At 61.2% G+C, this 11980-nt stretch carries 13 protein-coding genes; 8 read left to right on the forward strand and 5 right to left on the reverse strand.

Annotated elements, in window-relative coordinates; all coding sequences use genetic code 11:
* The first annotated feature begins 59 nt into the window (after nt 1-59).
* The 5 genes from coaD to tgt all read left to right on the forward strand — a co-directional run bounded on the left by coaD (nt 60) and on the right by tgt (nt 4023).
* A complete protein-coding gene (gene coaD / locus QTL56_RS04830) occupies nt 60-554 on the forward strand; it encodes a pantetheine-phosphate adenylyltransferase (protein ID WP_245136849.1) in 495 nt (164 codons plus the stop codon).
* 28 nt (nt 555-582) lie between these two features.
* Nucleotides 583-1152, forward strand: a complete 570-nt coding sequence (locus tag QTL56_RS04835; RefSeq protein WP_245136848.1) for a peptidylprolyl isomerase — start codon at nt 583-585, stop codon at nt 1150-1152.
* A gap of 40 nt (nt 1153-1192) precedes the next feature.
* Nucleotides 1193-1702 carry a peptidylprolyl isomerase gene (locus tag QTL56_RS04840; RefSeq protein ID WP_229575482.1) on the forward strand — a complete coding sequence of 170 codons (510 nt, stop codon included), beginning with the start codon at nt 1193-1195 and terminating at the stop codon, nt 1700-1702.
* A 92-nt stretch (nt 1703-1794) separates the two neighbouring features.
* Nucleotides 1795-2889 carry a tRNA preQ1(34) S-adenosylmethionine ribosyltransferase-isomerase QueA gene (gene queA / locus QTL56_RS04845; protein ID WP_245136847.1) on the forward strand — a complete coding sequence of 365 codons (1095 nt, stop codon included), beginning with the start codon at nt 1795-1797 and terminating at the stop codon, nt 2887-2889.
* A 3-nt stretch (nt 2890-2892) separates the two neighbouring features.
* Nucleotides 2893-4023, forward strand: a complete 1131-nt coding sequence (tgt, locus tag QTL56_RS04850) for a tRNA guanosine(34) transglycosylase Tgt (protein WP_245136846.1) — start codon at nt 2893-2895, stop codon at nt 4021-4023.
* Nucleotides 4024-4066: 43 nt separating this feature from the next.
* On the opposite strand, the gene QTL56_RS04855 is transcribed toward tgt, so the two are convergent.
* The 4 genes from QTL56_RS04855 to QTL56_RS04870 all read right to left on the reverse strand — a co-directional run bounded on the left by QTL56_RS04855 (nt 4067) and on the right by QTL56_RS04870 (nt 7525).
* Complete coding sequence (locus QTL56_RS04855; RefSeq protein ID WP_245136845.1) at nt 4067-4513, reverse strand: DUF4864 domain-containing protein; 447 nt, start codon at nt 4511-4513, stop codon at nt 4067-4069.
* Between the two features lie 102 nt (nt 4514-4615).
* Nucleotides 4616-5890: a TRAP transporter large permease gene (locus QTL56_RS04860; RefSeq protein WP_306424870.1), complete on the reverse strand. Its 1275-nt coding sequence runs from the start codon at nt 5888-5890 to the stop codon at nt 4616-4618.
* A gap of 9 nt (nt 5891-5899) precedes the next feature.
* Nucleotides 5900-6457 carry a TRAP transporter small permease gene (locus tag QTL56_RS04865; protein WP_245136844.1) on the reverse strand — a complete coding sequence of 186 codons (558 nt, stop codon included), beginning with the start codon at nt 6455-6457 and terminating at the stop codon, nt 5900-5902.
* Between the two features lie 87 nt (nt 6458-6544).
* Nucleotides 6545-7525 (reverse strand): sialic acid TRAP transporter substrate-binding protein SiaP, encoded by a 981-nt coding sequence (locus tag QTL56_RS04870; RefSeq protein ID WP_370660344.1) that lies wholly within the window; start codon nt 7523-7525, stop codon nt 6545-6547.
* 460 nt (nt 7526-7985) lie between these two features.
* Here QTL56_RS04870 and QTL56_RS04875 point away from each other — a divergent pair, with 460 nt between their 5' ends.
* Entirely contained in the window at nt 7986-8741 is a 756-nt protein-coding gene (locus tag QTL56_RS04875) for a metallophosphoesterase (RefSeq protein WP_245136843.1), read from the forward strand.
* A gap of 150 nt (nt 8742-8891) precedes the next feature.
* On the opposite strand, the gene QTL56_RS04880 is transcribed toward QTL56_RS04875, so the two are convergent.
* Complete coding sequence (locus QTL56_RS04880; protein ID WP_245136842.1) at nt 8892-9647, reverse strand: DeoR/GlpR family DNA-binding transcription regulator; 756 nt, start codon at nt 9645-9647, stop codon at nt 8892-8894.
* 249 nt (nt 9648-9896) lie between these two features.
* Here QTL56_RS04880 and QTL56_RS04885 point away from each other — a divergent pair, with 249 nt between their 5' ends.
* Together QTL56_RS04885 and QTL56_RS04890 are read left to right on the forward strand one after the other, a co-directional pair.
* A complete protein-coding gene (locus QTL56_RS04885; RefSeq protein ID WP_370660325.1) occupies nt 9897-10862 on the forward strand; it encodes an ABC transporter substrate-binding protein in 966 nt (321 codons plus the stop codon).
* Nucleotides 10863-10962: 100 nt separating this feature from the next.
* The gene (locus QTL56_RS04890) at nt 10963-11979 is read left to right on the forward strand and encodes a quaternary amine ABC transporter ATP-binding protein (RefSeq protein WP_245136841.1); all 1017 of its coding nucleotides are present in this window, start codon (nt 10963-10965) and stop codon (nt 11977-11979) included.
* The last annotated feature ends 1 nt before the right edge of the window (nt 11980 follow it).

Below are 11980 nucleotides of genomic sequence, written 5' to 3' on the forward strand. Positions count from 1 at the left end.
AGCGCTTGCGATATCGGCCCTTCCATGACAAAAGGCGGTCGAACAACCGACGGGTTCCCATGGCGACCGCATTCTATCCAGGCTCCTTCGATCCGATGACCAACGGGCATCTCGATGTGCTCGTTCAGGCGTTGAACATCGTCGATCGTATCGTCGTCGCGATCGGCACGCATCCGGGCAAGACGCCGCTCTTTACCTATGAGCAGCGTGCGGATCTGATCCGCGCCTCGCTGGCTGAAATCCTGCTGGGTCGGGCAGGGGACCTTGAGGTCGTCTCCTTCTCCGATCTCGCCGTGGATGCCGCCCGCCGGCATGGTGCCAGCATCATGGTGCGCGGCCTGCGTGACGGCACGGATTTCGACTACGAGATGCAGCTTGCCGGGATGAATGCCAGGATGGCGCCGGAACTGCAGACCGTCTTTCTGCCGGCAGCGACCGCCTCCCGGCCCATAACCGCCACATTGGTTCGGCAGATCGCCGCCATGGGTGGGGATGTCGCTCCCTTCGTGCCGGCCCCGGTGCTGGCCGCCCTCAATTCCAGACACCGCGGCTGAGCCGCATCTATTGATAAAGGGAGTGATCATGAAGCTCGTTCAACTCGCAACCGCGTTCCTGCTGGCCATCGCCGGCTTCGGTTCCGCTCAGGCTCAGTCCAACGAGGACTTCCTGACCATCCAGCTGAAGGACGGCCCGGTCGTGATCCAGCTCATGCCGGACGTGGCGCCCAAGCACGTCGCGCAGATCAAGGATCTCGCCGCCAAGGGCGAATACGACAACGTCGCCTTCCACCGCGTGATCGAGGGTTTCATGGCCCAGACCGGCGATGTCCAGTTCGGCGACATGGAAAACGGTTTTGAGCCCGGCCGCGCCGGCACCGGTGGCTCCAGCCTGGGTGATATCCCGGCTGAGTTCTCCAGCGTGCCCTTCGAGCGCGGTACGGTCGGCATGGCCCGCAGCCAGGATCCGAACTCCGCCAATTCGCAGTTCTTCATCATGTTCGCCGAGGGCGGCTTCCTGAACGGCCAGTATACGGTCGTCGGCAAGGTCGTGGCCGGCATGGAATATGTCGACAAGATCAAGCGTGGCGAAGGCGGCAACGGCGAAGTCGCCGATCCCGACCGCATGATCAAGGTCACCGTCGGTCGCAACTGATACACCAAGGGCCAGACGCCCAAATACAAGGAGAAAACCCATGGCCGAGATCAAGGATCCGGAAAACACCATCCTGATGGAAACCACCAAGGGCAAGGTCGTCATTGCGCTCTTCCCGGACCTGGCCCCCGGCCATGTCGCTCGCATCAAGGAATTGTCGCGCGAAGGTGCCTATGACGGTGTCGTCTTCCACCGCGTCATTCCCGATTTCATGGCTCAGACCGGCGACGTCCAGTACGGCAAGAAGGGTGGCGAGAGCTTCAACCCCGGCCGTGCCGGCATGGGCGGCTCTGACAAGCCGGACCTGAAGGCCGAATTCTCGGCCACGCCGCATGTCCGCGGCACTTGCTCCATGGCCCGTTCGCAGAATCCGAATTCGGCCAACTCGCAGTTCTTCGTCTGCTTCACCGACGCTCCCTGGCTCAACAAGCAGTATTCCGTCTGGGGCCAGGTCATTGAAGGCATGGACATCATCGATCAGATCAAGAAGGGCGAGCCAGTCAGCGACCCCGATTCGATCCTGTCGATGAAGGTTGCCGCCGACGCCTGATCGGCTTACAGCACACGAAGCCCGCCACGGTGCGCAGCGCCCTGGCGGGTTTTCGCGTTTAGCCGCGCCATGACAGACCCGAACAGATAACGATGCGTGTAGACCTTTTCGATTTCGATCTTCCGGATGACAACATCGCGCTGAGGCCTGCAAGCCCGCGTGATCATGCCCGCTTCCTGGTGGTTCGCCCGAATGCGACCCCGGTGCTCGAAGATCACCATGTCTATGATCTGCCGTCCTTTCTGAGGCCTGGCGATGCGCTCGTGTTCAACGACACCAAGGTGATCCCGGCCCAGCTCGAGGGCATACGGCACCGCGAAGGCGCGGAAGAAATCGCCGTCTCCTGCACGCTGCATATGCGCGTTGGCGCCAGCCGCTGGAAAGCCTTTGCCAAGCCCGGCAAGCGCATCAAGCCAGGTGACCGCATCGATTTCGGGGTGGGGCAGGGCAACAGCGCCGTCTGCCTGCTCGGCTCGCTCGTCGCGACCGTCGCCGAAAAGGGTGACGCCGGCGAGATCGACCTCGCCTTCGACCTCTCCGGCCCCGATCTCGACCAGGCGATCGCCAGCGTCGGCCATATCCCGCTACCGCCTTATATCGCCGCCAAGCGGCCGGAGGACGGACGAGATCGCGCCGACTACCAGACCATCTATGCGCGCGAAGAAGGAGCCGTTGCGGCCCCGACCGCCGGCCTGCATTTCACACCTGACCTCTTCGCCAGGCTCGACGCTGCCGGCATTGAACGCCACTTCGTCACCTTGCATGTGGGCGCCGGCACCTTCCTGCCGGTCAAGGCGGACGACACGGCCGACCACAAGATGCATCAGGAAATCGGCCATATCGACGCGACCACGGCCGCAGCGCTCAGTGCCGTTCGTGCGCGAGGCAACCGCGTCATTGCCGTCGGCACGACTTCGCTTCGCCTGCTCGAAAGTGCCGCCGAGGACAATGGCCACATCCCCGCCTGGTCGGGTGCGACCGGCATCTTCATCACGCCCGGCTATCGCTTCAAGGCGGTGGACATGCTGATGACCAATTTCCACCTGCCCAAATCCACGCTCTTCATGCTGGTCTCCGCCTTTGCTGGCCTCGACACGATGCGCGGCGCCTATGCGCATGCCATCGAGACCGGCTACCGCTTCTACTCCTACGGCGATTCCAGCCTGCTCTTCCGGAAAGACGACTGACCGATGTCCGAGAATTTCACATTCAATCTGAAGGCCACCAGCGGCAAGGCCCGTCTCGGTGAGATCACCATGCCGCGCGGTACGATCCGCACTCCAGCCTTCATGCCTGTCGGCACCGTGGGCACGGTCAAGGCCATGTATCTCGACCAGGTCAAGGAAGGCGGCGCCGACATCATCCTCGGCAACACCTACCACCTGATGCTGCGCCCCGGCCCGGAACGCGTTGCCCGCCTCGGCGGTCTGCATGAACTCATCCGCTGGCCGGGCCCGATCCTTACCGATTCCGGCGGCTTCCAGGTCATGTCGCTGTCGGGCCTGCGCAAGCTCGACGAGCAGGGCGTCACCTTCAAGAGCCATGTCGACGGCTCGCTGCATCACATGTCGCCTGAACGATCGATCGAGATCCAGGGACTGCTCGATTCGGATATTCAGATGCAGCTCGACGAATGCGTGGCGCTGCCCAATGAACCCCGCGAAATCGAGCGGGCCATGGAACTGTCGCTGCGCTGGGCAGAGCGCTGTCGCGTGGCCTTCGGCACCCAGCCCGGTAAGGCCATGTTCGGCATCGTCCAGGGCGGCGACCAGCCTGCGCTCCGCATCCGCTCGGCCGAAGGCCTGAAGCAGCTCGACCTCAAGGGCTATTCCATCGGCGGCCTCGCCGTTGGAGAGCCGCAAGCCGTCATGTTGGAAATGCTCGGTATCACGCTTCCGGTCCTGCCGACGGAAAAGCCACGATATCTGATGGGCGTCGGCACACCGGACGACATGCTGAAATCCGTCGCCGAAGGCATCGACATGTTCGACTGTGTCATGCCGACAAGGTCTGGCCGCCATGGCCTTGCCTTCACGCGGCGCGGCAAGGTGAACATCCGCAACGCCCGCCATGCCGAAGACATGCGCCCGCTCGACGAGCAATCCTCCTGCCCGGCGGCCCGCGATTATTCGCGTGCCTATCTGCACCACCTTGTGCGCTCGAACGAGGCTCTCGGCGGGATGCTGCTCTCCTGGAACAATCTGAGCTATTATCAGGAACTGATGCAGGGCATCCGCCAGTCCATCGCCGAGAACCGCTTCGAGGATTTCAAGGCCGAAACCATCGAGACCTGGGCGCGCGGCGACATCGACCCGAAGTGATTGGCGCAGAGGGGCAGGGCAGCGTTTGTCCTGTCCGCGACCCTCAGATGCCTTGACTGTTGGTCTCGCGCATTATCCGCACGCCATTGATCGCAAACTGCCCATTACGCTGCCGCTTCAGTTCGTAATACACCGCCCAGTCCTTTCCGTCGGGCGCCGAGATCAGGACTTCCTGATAGGCGATCGTCCCGTCGGGCGAGACCTGGTTGCGCCCAAACGCGTAATTGCCCGGCCGGTAAACCGGCGCGTAGCTTTTTTTCACCATCTCGAAGAAGCGTTCCGCGTTCGGAAACACCGACTTGATCTCCGGCGACGCAAACGAGTACGCGGTCGTCGCATCATCGTTGAGAAAGGCGGTGATCTGTTGTTCGATCACATCCTTGGCGAGACCGGCGACACCAATGCTTTCCTCCTGCTGGGCGAAGGCCGGGGCATTGAGAATGCCGGCCACGAGAAAGATCGCAATTCCAATTCGCATGCGCATCATCATCCCCTTGCTTTAGAAAGTCCGAAACAAAAGGATAGGCGGATTCGTGACGATGAAAAGACCGTTCAAGTGGAAGTGAGCGCGTTTGCCCTCACATGAAGGGCATCACCGGTACCAGAGTGTGGGCAGGTAGAGCGTCAGTTGCGGGAACACCGTGATCAGCAGCAACACCGTCATCAGAGGGATGAGGAATGGCGCGGTCGCTCTCACGGTCTTCTCGATTGAGAGGTTGGATACCCTCGCCAGCACGAACAGGACCATGCCGATCGGTGGTGTGATGAGGCCGATCATCAGGTTGAGCACCATCACCACGCCGAACTGAACCGGGTCGATACCGACATGCAGGACGGCCGGCATCAGGATCGGGACGAGAATGGAGATCGCCGCAATCGTTTCCATGAAGCAGCCGACGATCAGGATGATGACGTTGATGATCAGCAGCAGCATGATCGGATCGTCGGTGATTGTCAGCAGGAGTTCCGTGAATTGCGCCGTCACCTGGGTGACCGTCAGGACCCAGCCGAACAGCGAGGCTGCGGCAACGATGACCAGCACCGAGGCGGTTGTTTCGATCGTCTGGATCGTGATCTGGTAGAAACGTTTCACCGACAAGGTGCGGTACACGACGAAGCCGAGGATGAGAGCCCAGGCGCAGGCGGCGATCGCCGCCTCTGTCGGAGTGAATGCACCCGTCGCGATGCCGCCGATGATGATCGCAGGCGTGAGCAGGGCCGGCACGGCATTCAGGGCACTTCTCGCCAGGACCCGCAATCTGAACGCCTGATCGGCGCCGATCTTGTGCCGCCATGAATACCAGGTGATGTAGGCCATCAGCGAGCCTGCCATCAGCAGGCCCGGAATGAAGCCCGCCGCAAACAACTGCCCAATGGAGACATTGGCCATGACGCCGAAGATCACCATCGGCAGGGACGGGGGGATGATCGGCCCGATGGTCGAGGATGCAGCTGTCACGCCGACCGCGAGATGGTCGTTGTATCCCCGGTCCCGCATCGCCTTGACCTCGATCGTCCCGAGCCCGCCGGCATCGGCCACAGCCGCGCCCGACATGCCCGCAAAAATGACCGATGCGATCACGTTGACATGGCCAAGCCCGCCCTTCAGCCAGCCGACAGCCGCCGTGGCAAAGTCGAAGATCCGGTTCGTAATGCCGGCGGAATTCATCAGATTGCCCGCCAGAATGAAGAAGGGAACGGCAATCAGCGGAAAGCTGTCAACGCCACCCACCATTCGGTGGAGCACGACGAAATCCGGCAGGTTTCCAATGAAATGTGTATAGGCAAGGGATGCACCACCCAACGCCACAAAGACAGGCACGCTGACCAGCAGCAGCCCGAAGAACACCATGAGAAGCAGGACCATCGACAGACCTCAATCGAAAATCTGCGACGGGTCCGAAACCGGATCCCAGCCGCGCTTGGCATTGGAAATGAGAGCCTGAACCGCCCGCCAGAGCATAAGCAGGCAGCCAACGAGCACGCCGCCATAAACCACGCTCATTGACACGTCGATCACGGTCATCCGCTGGATCATCATGCGTTGGGTCAGGTTCCAGGCGAACCAGACCAGCAGGATGACGAAGCCCAGCGTGATCATGTCGGCCACGAACCGCAACACCCTTGCAACGTTCGGCGGCATCATGTCCACGATCACTTCTACCGCGATATTGGTACGCCGCCGGAAGACGATCGCTGCCCCGAAAAAGGTCACCCAGATCAACAGATAGCGGCCGATCTCCTCGGTCCAGGCGACCGAGTCATTCAGCACATAGCGGCTGAAGAATTGCAGAAAGGTGACGCCGCCCAGGATCCAGAACAGGCAGAAGGCGAGAACGTCATCGATTCTGAAAATGAGCGGCGGATCGGCCTCGTCCTCGACATGCAGGATGGCGGCTGGCGTTGCAGCCTCGTCTTGCGGCTCGTGTGTCATGCGCTGTCTCCGCGCTGGCTGGCATCGAAGCGGCTGCGGCGCATCGCGCCACAGCCAATTCCCGCGAGGGGGTTAGCCCCAAAGGGGTCAGAGCGCCTGCAGCGCGTCATACTGCTCCTGTGACCAGCCGGCGCCGGACTCAGGATCGTTGTGCAGTGGTACTGCAGCATCGATGAACGGCTTGCGATCGATCTCGACCACCGTCTTTCCGAGCGTCCGGAATTCGTCGGCAAGACGGCCCTCCGAGGCGCGGATGTCTGCGGTCGCCCGCGAAGCCGCTTCCTTCAAGACTTCGTCCATGATCGTCTTCTGCTCGTCCGACAGTTGCGCCATCACATGGCCGCCGACGATGGTCAGCAGCGATTCCGTGATGTGACCGGTCAGCATGATATGGCTTTGAACTTCGTAGAATTTCTTGGCCATGATCGTCGGCAGAGGGTTTTCCTGCCCGTCAACCGTACCCTGCTGCAGGGCGAGATAGACTTCGGCGAAAGCGATCGGTGTCGCATTCGCGCCGACGGATTTGGTGAACATCAGGAAAAGCGGGGCAGGCGGCACGCGCAATTTCATGCCCTTCATGTCTTCTGGCTTGGTCACCTCGCGGTTGGCGGTCAGGTGCCGCTGGCCGTAATAGGTGAGGGCATGCACCTTGTGACCTGTGGCACTGTCATACCCGCCTGCGATCTCCTTGAAGAGGTCGCTGTCGCGATAAGCCTGCCAATGGTCGAAATCCCGCAGGATGAACGGCGCATTGGAGATCGCGATCGGCTTGTGGATCGCGCCGGCAAAGGCCACGCCCGTATAGATGATGTCGACGGTCCCGAGGCCGAGACCTTCATTGATCTGGTTTTCATTGCCGAGCTGTGAGGCGGGGAAGACCGAGATTGAGATCTCGCCATTGGTCCGCTTCTTGATTTCCTCGGCCGCCCATACCGCCTGGTTGTGATAGGGTTCGCTCGTCTCGTAGACATGCGCCCATTTCAATTCCATGGCCGACTGCGCCGGTCCTGCGAAGATGCCAGCCAAAGTGAGTGTTGCGATTGCGAGCGAAGCGCCCCTGCGGGTCAGTTTCATGATCAGTCCTCCCAATGCCGGCGGTCCCGGCCGTTCCTCCGAATGATCGTCCAGTCGCGCACTTCAGCGGCACTTCGCCTGGCGCTGGCGTCCCGCGTGCCTCCACATGCGTACCCCCTGTCCGTGGCCGGGACGCGAACTGCGTCACACCCAACCTGTCGTACAAGTAAATCGAGCGCTGGGCATGGTCAACAGACAACTGAAATTGCCTGGCATTTGCTGGGGCATTTGCGGCTGCCGTCCCAAAAGGAGCGCGGCGGACAGGGCCGTTGCTTCGGGCGCTCCGGTCGCAATACGCGCAGCGAGACGCATTCTCCGAAACCGATCCCACGACGATAGTCTGTCGTAGAGTGGCGGGTAGGGTGCTCGACAGCCCCTGCACCATGCCTTGCTCGCCGCCCAAAATGCGCTAGAAGGCTTGGATGCCTTTAGAACCGCAACGGATCCCCTGAGTATGCGTCTCTTCCTCGGATCCGATTTCCACGTTGATTATCAGGAGAACCTGGATTGGTTGCGCGCACTCTCGCGCTCCGAATTCACCGACGACGTTCTGATCGTGGCCGGAGACCTCTCGGACGAGATTGATCTCGTGAAGGCTTGTTTCGACGAACTGCTGCCGCGTTACGCCAAGCTCGTCTTTCTGCCCGGCAATCACGACCTCTGGACGTCGCGCAGCGGGAAGGGGCCGTCATTCGACAAGTTCGAGACGCTCAATGCGCTCTGCCGGGGCTACGGCATCGAGACCGGGCCGCTCGCGGTCGGCCGGACGCTTATCGTCCCTTTGCTTGCCTGGTATGATTATTCCTTTGGCGAGCCCGGACCCACCATCCGGCGCGGCTGGATGGATTTCTACAAGTGCAACTGGCAAGGCCTGACACCGCCGGAGGTCGCCGCCCGGTTCGACGCGATGAACGTGATCCCGGAGACATCAGGCTTCGAAGCGGTCTATAGCGTCTCGCATTTCGTGCCGCGCCTCGATCTCATGCCGGCGCGCTATCCGGAGAAACACAAGGCTCTGTTTCCGGTGCTCGGCACCGACCGTCTGGAAGCCCAGATCCGCCGGCTCGGCTCGTCGAAGCATTTCTACGGACACAGCCACCTGAACCGCAACAAGGTGATCGACGGCGTGACCTATATCAACAACGCATTCGGCTATCCTTCGGAGGCAGAGATCTCGGCCAAGACCATCCTGCATGTCGCGGATCTCTGAGGGCCGAGGGAATGCCAAGTGAGCGCCGACATCACCACATACAAAGATCGCATAAGATAGATTATGGAACTAATCTACATATAGAGATGGTAGGCATTTTAGGCTGCGGCAGTCGGTCAGCCCTCGACAATTGAAAGCCGATAAGGCTTGTCACGCAATCAACAGCCGCGCACCGGCATCAGCGATGGCCTGGGCGATTTCGGCCGACGGCGCTTTGTCTGTCGCAAGCTCGGAGATCGCCTCGAAGCCGCAAACGCGCACGAGCCCATCGCGGCCGAATTTGCTGTGATCGGTAACGACAAGCGTTCGCTGCCCGCGCATCAGGACCGTGCGGGCGAATTCCGCTTCTTCGAGATCATAGTCCATCATGCCATGTGTGTTGACCGCGCCGGTCGAGATGATGGCATGGGTCACGGAGAAGCGACTGATGAAGTCGATCGCCGTACTGCCGAAGGCCGCACCATTGTCGCTGCGCAATTCTCCGCCTGCCATATAGACCCGGTTATCGTTCAAGGTCGCCAGGGTCCGGGCAATGTCGGAGGAATTTGTAACGATCGTCAGGCGTCGGTGACCGATCAGTTCCCGCGCCAGGAAGCTCGTCGTGGTGCCTGTATCCAGCATGATGGAATCGCCGTCCCGGATCGTTGCTGCCACGGCCGCAGCAATCCCCCGTTTCGCCTCGCTGTTCTCACGCATTCGTCTCTCGAACGGCGCTTCGCCGATCGTCGACGCAAGGCCGACGGCGCCATGCATCTTGATCAGGGAGCCGCTGTCGGCCAACGGCTTGATGTCGCGCCGGATCGTCTCCAGCGACACATCGAGTTTACGTGCCAGGAGCGACAGGGCCACGCTTCCTTCGTGCTCCAGCACCCGCATGATTTCCCGCTGTCGCTTTGAAGGCGGCATGACGCTCTCTCCCCACACCCAATGTTACGGCCGCTCGATAGCGCGCCATGCGTCCAGTCGCAACCAATTACCACACATTCGGTCAAAAAAGCACAAAATGCCACAAATCGACATTGACAAGTCCGTACGCTTGATCCGAGACTGACGTCATACACACGCTCGTCATCAGATATGAAAAATACGGGGAACGACGACCGGGTGCCTTGCCAGTTCTATGGATTTTCAACGGGCTCTACTGGGAGAACTCGAATGCCTCATCTTGACCGCATGCCGAGGACCATCGCGACCGCATTGCTGATGTCCGCCTCATTTCTGGCCGTGCCGCTCTCGGCACAGGAATCCACCGATCCGATCAAACTGACGCTGCATGACTGGACAGGCCAGTTGATCACCACCCAGATCATGGGTGAAGTGTTGAAAAAAGCCGGCTATTCCGTCGAATTCGTTCAGGCTGATTATCTCGCACAGTTTGCCGGTCTCGAATCCGGCGATCTCCATGTCGCCATGGAAATCTGGGAGACGACCGGCCGTGAGGCCATGGATGCCGCAACGGCCACAGGCAAGGTCGAGAATCTCGGCGAAACCGGCATGCAGGCCAAGGAAGAATGGTGGTTTCCCGAATACATGAAGGAGAAATGCCCCGGCCTGCCGAATTGGGAGGCGCTGAAGACGGAGGCCTGTGCCGAAGCCTTCTCGACGGCAGAAACGGCACCGAAGGGTCGTTATCTCGGCGGACCGGTCACCTGGGGCGGATTCGACGACGAGCGCGTTGAAGCACTGGACCTCCCCTTCGAGGTCGTTCATGCCGGAACAGACGCGGCGCTTTTTGCCGAACTCGAAAGCGCCTATCAGCGCCAGGCCCCTATCCTCCTCTGGATCTACGCGCCGCATTGGGCGCCGGCCAAATACAAGGGCGAATGGGTCGAGTTCCCGCAATACACCAAGGAATGCTACACCGACGCCGCCTGGGGCTCGAATGCCGATATGGCCTATGATTGCGGCAAGCCCTTCGGTCCGATCTGGAAGGTCGCCTGGTCTGGTTTGAAGGACAAGTGGCCTGGTGCCCATGAAGCCATCAAGGCCTTTAACGTCGGCAATGACGAAATGGGCGCGATGATCACCGAGGTCGATCTCGAGGGCAAGAAGGTCGAGGAGGTCGTCGCCGAATGGGTCGGCGCCAACGAGGCCAAATGGTCGGAGTGGATCAAGAACTAGCCGAACTGGCTCCGGTCGCCTGCGCATGCACGCCGCGCGGGTGACCGGTCTTTCGAACGGCCCCGGCGGGCCACCCGTCCTGCGATCCAGCGGAACTGCCATGTCGATTGAAGCCAAACTCGTCTGTCGCAATGTCTGGAAGATATTCGGTGCGGGTGCCCGCGAAGCCGTGTCCTCAAACGGTGGCAAGCCGGACGCCGAGACCCTCTTGAGCGCCGGCCTGGTCGGTGCCGTCAGGGACGTCAATCTCGAGGTGCGGACCGGCGAGATCTTCGTCATCATGGGACTGTCCGGCTCCGGCAAGTCCACACTGGTGCGTTGCCTGTCGCGGCTGATCGAGCCAACCTCGGGTGAAATCCTGTTCAACGGGGAAAATCTGCTGGCGGCCAGCGAAGCCCGGATGATCGAGATCAGACGCCATCAGATGGGTATGGTCTTCCAGAATTTCGCGCTTCTGCCGCATCTGACCGTACTCGACAATGTCGCCTTTCCGCTGGAGGTCCAGGGCATTGACCGGCTGGCGCGGGAGGACCGCGCCCGACGCATGGTCGAACTGGTCGGTCTCGCCGGCAAGGAGACCGCCTTCCCGCGCCAACTCTCCGGCGGCCAGCAGCAGCGCGTCGGCATTGCCCGTTCGCTTGCGGTCGAACCCGAGCTCTGGTTCCTGGACGAGCCCTTTTCGGCGCTTGATCCGCTGATCCGCCGAGAAATGCAGGACGAATTCCTGCGCCTGCAATCGGTGCTGAAGAAGACCATCGTCTTCATCACCCACGATTTCGACGAAGCGATCCGGCTCGCCGACCGCATCGCGATCATGAAGGATGGCGAAATCGTGCAGGCCGGCACGCCCGAGGAACTCGTTTTGGCGCCCGCCACCGATTATGTCGCCGAATTCACCCGCCATGTCGCCCGCTCCAAGGTCGTCAAGGTCGCGTCCCTGATGACGGCTGCAACCGGCCCCCTGCCCGCGGCCACCACCTCGCAGTCGGCCTCCGTCTCCGAAGCCGCCGCCCTCTTCCTCAACGCCGGCGACACGCTTGGCGTCGTCGATGCAGAGGGCCGACCGGTTGGCCTCCTGCGACGCAGCGATGTCGTCGACGTGATGATGCAGGGCTGAA

Source organism: Peteryoungia algae, from assembly GCF_030369675.1.
Lineage (GTDB): Bacteria > Pseudomonadota > Alphaproteobacteria > Rhizobiales > Rhizobiaceae > Allorhizobium > Allorhizobium algae.

Bases quoted from the DNA above. Each gene is read 5' to 3' on its own strand.
- coaD (WP_245136849.1), top strand. From the start codon at position 60: ATGGCGACCGCATTCTATCCAGGCTCCTTCGATCCGATGACCAACGGG.
- QTL56_RS04835 (WP_245136848.1), top strand. From the start codon at position 583: ATGAAGCTCGTTCAACTCGCAACCGCGTTCCTGCTGGCCATCGCCGGC.
- QTL56_RS04840 (WP_229575482.1), top strand. From the start codon at position 1,193: ATGGCCGAGATCAAGGATCCGGAAAACACCATCCTGATGGAAACCACC.
- queA (WP_245136847.1), top strand. From the start codon at position 1,795: ATGCGTGTAGACCTTTTCGATTTCGATCTTCCGGATGACAACATCGCG.
- tgt (WP_245136846.1), top strand. From the start codon at position 2,893: ATGTCCGAGAATTTCACATTCAATCTGAAGGCCACCAGCGGCAAGGCC.
- QTL56_RS04855 (WP_245136845.1), bottom strand. From the start codon at position 4,513: ATGATGATGCGCATGCGAATTGGAATTGCGATCTTTCTCGTGGCCGGC.
- QTL56_RS04860 (WP_306424870.1), bottom strand. From the start codon at position 5,890: ATGGTCCTGCTTCTCATGGTGTTCTTCGGGCTGCTGCTGGTCAGCGTG.
- QTL56_RS04865 (WP_245136844.1), bottom strand. From the start codon at position 6,457: ATGACACACGAGCCGCAAGACGAGGCTGCAACGCCAGCCGCCATCCTG.
- QTL56_RS04875 (WP_245136843.1), top strand. From the start codon at position 7,986: ATGCGTCTCTTCCTCGGATCCGATTTCCACGTTGATTATCAGGAGAAC.
- QTL56_RS04880 (WP_245136842.1), bottom strand. From the start codon at position 9,647: ATGCCGCCTTCAAAGCGACAGCGGGAAATCATGCGGGTGCTGGAGCAC.
- QTL56_RS04885 (WP_370660325.1), top strand. From the start codon at position 9,897: ATGCCTCATCTTGACCGCATGCCGAGGACCATCGCGACCGCATTGCTG.
- QTL56_RS04890 (WP_245136841.1), top strand. From the start codon at position 10,963: ATGTCGATTGAAGCCAAACTCGTCTGTCGCAATGTCTGGAAGATATTC.